Source organism: Cyanobacteria bacterium GSL.Bin1 (assembly GCA_009909085.1).
In the GTDB taxonomy this organism is placed as follows: Bacteria; Cyanobacteriota; Cyanobacteriia; order Cyanobacteriales; family Rubidibacteraceae; genus Halothece.
Genome location: JAAANX010000169.1, coordinates 1 through 4,844, shown reverse-complemented (window position 1 = coordinate 4,844; position 4,844 = coordinate 1). Strand labels below are relative to the sequence as shown.

At 44.8% G+C, this 4,844-nt stretch carries 5 protein-coding genes; 3 read left to right on the top strand and 2 right to left on the bottom strand.

What is annotated here, in order from left to right:
- Positions 1-117: 117 nt before the first annotated feature.
- The gene (locus GVY04_19650) at positions 118-1,590 is read right to left on the bottom strand and encodes a hypothetical protein (GenBank protein NBD18261.1); all 1,473 of its coding nucleotides are present in this window, start codon (positions 1,588-1,590) and stop codon (positions 118-120) included.
- A gap of 505 nt (positions 1,591-2,095) precedes the next feature.
- On the opposite strand from GVY04_19650, the gene GVY04_19645 reads away from it, so the two are divergent.
- The 3 genes from GVY04_19645 to GVY04_19635 all read left to right on the top strand — a co-directional run bounded on the left by GVY04_19645 (position 2,096) and on the right by GVY04_19635 (position 3,999).
- Positions 2,096-2,422, top strand: a complete 327-nt coding sequence (locus GVY04_19645) for a hypothetical protein (GenBank protein NBD18260.1) — start codon at positions 2,096-2,098, stop codon at positions 2,420-2,422.
- Between the two features lie 34 nt (positions 2,423-2,456).
- On the top strand, positions 2,457-3,458 hold the full coding sequence (locus tag GVY04_19640; GenBank protein ID NBD18259.1) for a tyrosine-type recombinase/integrase: 1,002 nt from the start codon (positions 2,457-2,459) through the stop codon (positions 3,456-3,458).
- Positions 3,459-3,720: 262 nt separating this feature from the next.
- Positions 3,721-3,999, top strand: coding sequence for an RNA-binding protein (locus GVY04_19635; protein ID NBD18258.1), 279 nt, complete (start codon positions 3,721-3,723; stop codon positions 3,997-3,999).
- Positions 4,000-4,263: 264 nt separating this feature from the next.
- Here GVY04_19635 and GVY04_19630 read toward each other — a convergent pair whose 3' ends face one another.
- Positions 4,264-4,404 carry a hypothetical protein gene (locus tag GVY04_19630; GenBank protein NBD18257.1) on the bottom strand — a complete coding sequence of 47 codons (141 nt, stop codon included), beginning with the start codon at positions 4,402-4,404 and terminating at the stop codon, positions 4,264-4,266.
- Positions 4,405-4,844 lie beyond the last annotated feature (440 nt).

Below are 4,844 nucleotides of genomic sequence, written 5' to 3'. Positions count from 1 at the left end.
AGTCTTGTCGCCTTCAGGGACGTTCGGTGATTACTTTTTTCCAACAGGCTTTGCAAAGTCCTCTCACCGGTGAGCCTTGTCCTTCTCTCATTCCCCAGTTTTGCCACACCTGAATCCTTACCGCTGACTTTCTTTTTTACTTACTGATTTTATTAAAAAATCTACAGCCTCCTGAGAATTAAAAACTTCTAATTTGACTTGATACTTATCTTCAATTTCTTGAGATTTACTACGCGAGGTGATAATAATTGAACAAAGTCCTGAATGAGAGAGATGTTTAGTTTTTCGGATGTAAGAATCATTGGAAAATCTTTTATCAACATCAAAATTATCGACATCAATTATTAGGAGTAAATGTTGTTCGTTAAAATAAGTTTTGATAACCTCGTCTAGATTTTGATAATTGTTTTTATCAATTTTATCTTTGCCACTTCTTTGCAGAATCCAATTGGCAATCCTCCAACCGATATCTTTTTGATTAGTAATTTGCAAATCACTAACCTGAATATCATAAATCCCTCCAGGAAACTTTTGTCTATTATCTTCGGCAAATTTATATGCTAATGTGGATTTTCCGACTGCTGGTATTCCGTGGATAACAACTATATTACTTCCGTTCTTTGGTTGCTCAGGAAGTAGTAAGTCTTTAAGTTGCTGCAGATATTCTTCTCTACCTGTGAAATTTTTACTGTTGGAATCAGTGTAAGAGTCTGGTAAATCAACTTTACCCTTATGGATAGTTTTTAAGATGGTTTCTGTCTGATCAAGCTGGAGAACTAATTGAGGTAATAGGTTCTCTAATTGCTGCTTTAACTCAGCAATGTCTTCGATTTTTGAGCATAATTCCTCTAACTTAAGGTCAATTTGATGAAATCGCTGGGCTAAGTTTTGGTTGAGTCCTTCCAAGCCAGCTTGTAAGTTCTCTAACGAAATCGTGAAAGACTGGTTATCTGCCTTGAGTTCCGCTAAGAGTTGGCTTTGAAAAATGGCACGAACTCTTTCGTTAGTTTTCAATTCTTCTGCAAAAAAGGCACAGACAAAATCAAACCAGTCGAGATGGGAATCCCCTTCTTCCCAACCCTCATGCACCATCTTAGGAAAATCTTTTGGTAACGCTATATGCCTATCTTCCAGTTCTCTCAGTAAATTTTCCTTGAGGGCAGACCGCAATTCTTCAATAAAATCCTGATTGCTGCTATCGCCTTGTTGTAGCAACCGTTTCACCTGCTCTTCCGTGCCAGTATGAGGAATGGATTTTGCTGTTGGTAGCTGTTGCAATTCTTGGTTCAGGATATTTTGTACCTTATCTAGACAGTAGAGTTTTGGACGCCTGCCTATGTAATAGTCAGGGGAACGTCGCCATGTCTCGGGAGCAACACCCCACAACTGATAAAGCGCTAGGCAAACCGCTCGCGTTGCCTGCAAATAAGCCTTTCGCGCTGCTTTCTGTAAGTCATAGTTAACAGGTGGCTCCTCCTGTTGCAGTCGTTGTCTAACCTCTTCTAGGATTTGACAAAAGCCGCGATCAGCAAAGTTACCAATGATTCCACTGACCCCAATACTAATAACAGAAAGAACTGCAAAATCCATCGCCTAACTGCCTTTTGAGAGGATGAAAAATCAACCGATATTAACCAGTATATAAGCGATCAATCGCGCCTCAAAATTACGCCCGAACAAGTTGGATCAAAAAATGACTTTTTGATCGGACTCATAAGCGGTCTCAAGCACCTAAAAAAATGAAATACATCATTCCCTCTCTTTTATGAAATCATTACCCTTGAATCACTGGCATGGGCTAAGATCAAGTGAAACAGGTGAGTCAGGTATGAATCGGAACCCCTAACTTCGTCGCGAGGAAAATCTTCTCAATTTTCGCATCGGAGAGACAGAGCACGTTCAAGTTTGTGCTAGTCACATTGGTTTTGAGATCATAGAGTCTTTTCGAGGGCACGGCTTTACGCGCGCGATCAATCGCGATCAGGGGAAAATAAAGAGCGAGAATGAATGTTTTCGTGTGTTATTTTTCCGGCTTGACTTGTCCTCTGGGAAATTTTCCCTTATCCTACCCTAGGTAACCTAGCTAATTGTTATCATGCCAACAGCGGGACGAGGGCAGTTTAATTTCTCGATTGAGCCAACTTTAAAAGAGGCGTTCCTGGAGAAAGCGCGGGTTGAGGGCACTAGTGGCACAGCTCTCTTGCTAGTGTGGATTCAAGCCTATCTCGAGGGCAAGGCGATTGTGATTGCTCAAGAACCGGCGACGAAGGAGGAGGTGGAGCAACTCAATCAAGACCTCAATCAGATGATGAAGGAGAATTGGCAGACGCTTAATGAGGTGGTGAATGGGCGTCTGGCGCAGGTGGAGGCGAGATTGACGGCACTGGAGCAAACAGGTTTGGGAGAAAAGGAAGGTGAGTGATGGCGAGGAGAGAGTAAAGGAATCGGTTTCTGAGCTGCCACCTCCTGAGAGTCAGCAGGACCGGGCCGACCCCCTTTTCTTAGCCACTCCCATTCCCCTCTCGGACCATCCGGCAGCGGTTTATTTAACCAGTCTCTCGTCTGGGTCTCAACGCACGATGCGCTGGGCGTTAGATACGATTGCGTCGCTGTTGACGGCAGGGACGGGCAATCATCTGACACTCGATTGGGGACAGTTACGATATCGCCATTGTATGTTGGTGCGCAATTTATTAAAGAATCGCTATGCGGCGGTGACGGCGAATAAGATGTTGGCGGCGCTGCGACGAACCTTGGAGGAAGCCTATCGGTTAGATGCGATGAGCGCGGCGGATTACAATAAGGCGATCGCGTTTCCCAATTTGCCCTTGCCCAGTCAGCAAAAGTTACGCGGACGCGCCCTGAGTGCTTCGGAAATTGATCTCTTGCTGGCGCTTTGCGAAGCGGATCCCTCGCCGAAGGGGGTGCGAGATACAGCGCTCATTGCGGTATTACGGGGCACGGGAATGCGGCGGGGGGAGTTAGTGGCTCTGGAGATGAGAGATTATGAGGCGAAAACAGGGAAGTTGACGATTCGCCAAGGGAAAGGGGGCAAGTTTCGGGAGGTGTATTTGGCTCAGGAGGCGAAACCGTGGCTGAAGGAGTGGTTAAGTTTACGCTCTCAGGCTTCTCCAAGCGGTCCTTTATTTTGTCGGATTCGGCGCGGCGGACATTTGCATCCCGAAACCCAGATGGATGGCGGTTCCATTTTCCGCATCTTGGAAGAGAGACGGCAACAAATTGAAGCGATGGAAATGGAACATTTTTCTCCCCACGATCTCCGTCGTACCCTTTGTTCGGAACTGTTGGAAGTGGAAGATATTGCGACGGTTCAACAAATTGCCGGACATGCTTCTCCCGCCACCACCGTGAGGTATGACCGGCGGGGGGAGAAAGCGAAAAAACGGGCGGCGAATCGGGTGGGATTTCGGCAACCTCAAACTCCCTCCAATGAGTGATGGTCTAAAGTGTCCCCAATTGGGGACAGTTAATCGAGCGCGATCGAGTAACAGCAGTTAATTTTTCAAGCAGGAGAATTGCTGAACCCAAATCAAATTGCTTGTTGATTCCAAAAATTATTGCTACGCTGAAGTGATGAGAATAAAGATCGGTGACTACGTTTGATTTCAGTATTAATAGTTTTTTCCAGCTTCGTATTGACAGACTCCCTCCGAAATCTTGCCTCACTACACCATTCCTGATTGAGGAGAATTTACATCAATGTCAATTTATATCGGCAATCTAGACTATTCAGCAACCCAAGAAGACTTAAATGAAGTTTTTGCTGAGTATGGAACAGTTAAGCGCGTTCATTTGCCCACTGACCGAGAAACCGGTCGGATGAGAGGATTTGGATTTGTTGAAATGGCTTCCGAAACTGAGGAAGCCAAAGCAATTTCAGATCTCGATGGTGCAGAATGGATGGGTCGTGAACTGAAAGTTAATACGGCTCACCCTCGTGAAAACCAAGGCGGTGGTCGCAAAAACCAACGGTTCTAAGTCCTGTAAAGTTTAAGTAATAATTAACGCTTTTGGAGAGTGAATCAAATTTGAGTCGGCTTTCCGAAAGCGTTATTTTTTCATCAAACTAGCCTGAGAACAACCAGCTATTCTCACGGGGTGACAACCCGGGTCGGATTGAGACTGGGGTTAGGTTTTTGGGATTAGGGGTTTGGGAAAAAGACGTCGTCATCTTGATGCAGAAAAACCACTACATTCGCTTTGGTGATGATTTTGAACTGGATTCGTTGTTTTTGAACCCAGTCACGATGAGGAAATTTCCCCATCCCCCAACCCCAGCAAGACATCCACAATAATGATCGCGTCACAGATCGGAGAAAGAGTTTGTGCGCCATGCAGACCCCATTCACATCGGAGGTCGTATTCTTTTTGGTTAAAGGTCATAGGCTTGCTACTGAACTATCTTTTCACCTGTTTTTAGCCCCAACCCAATCGATTTTGAGCTGCATTACTTCTTCTTGATTGACGTACTAATTATAGTCAAGTTAAAAAAGTTGATTATCAGTTGCCCAACCCTTGGGAAGAGAGTGAGGCTGATGTGTTTCAACTGGATTTTCGAGATTGAGCAGCGGCTTAAGCCCTCTCTCAAGTCGGAAAAATGTGCGCCAGTGGCGCACAACGATCAACTAGCTTTTGACGAAGTTTAAGCGGCATGAAACTGGAGTAGTAGTAACGGGAAAAAATGCAGGGGATAAAACCAATAAGAGTAATCCAAGAAAAAAGTTATCCGAAAGTGATCCAGGTTTAGCTCCAATCTCAACAAACCATTTCTCTAATCCTGGTAAACGTTGAAACTGCTTTTCAAGGTTCGCCATCGCTTTCTG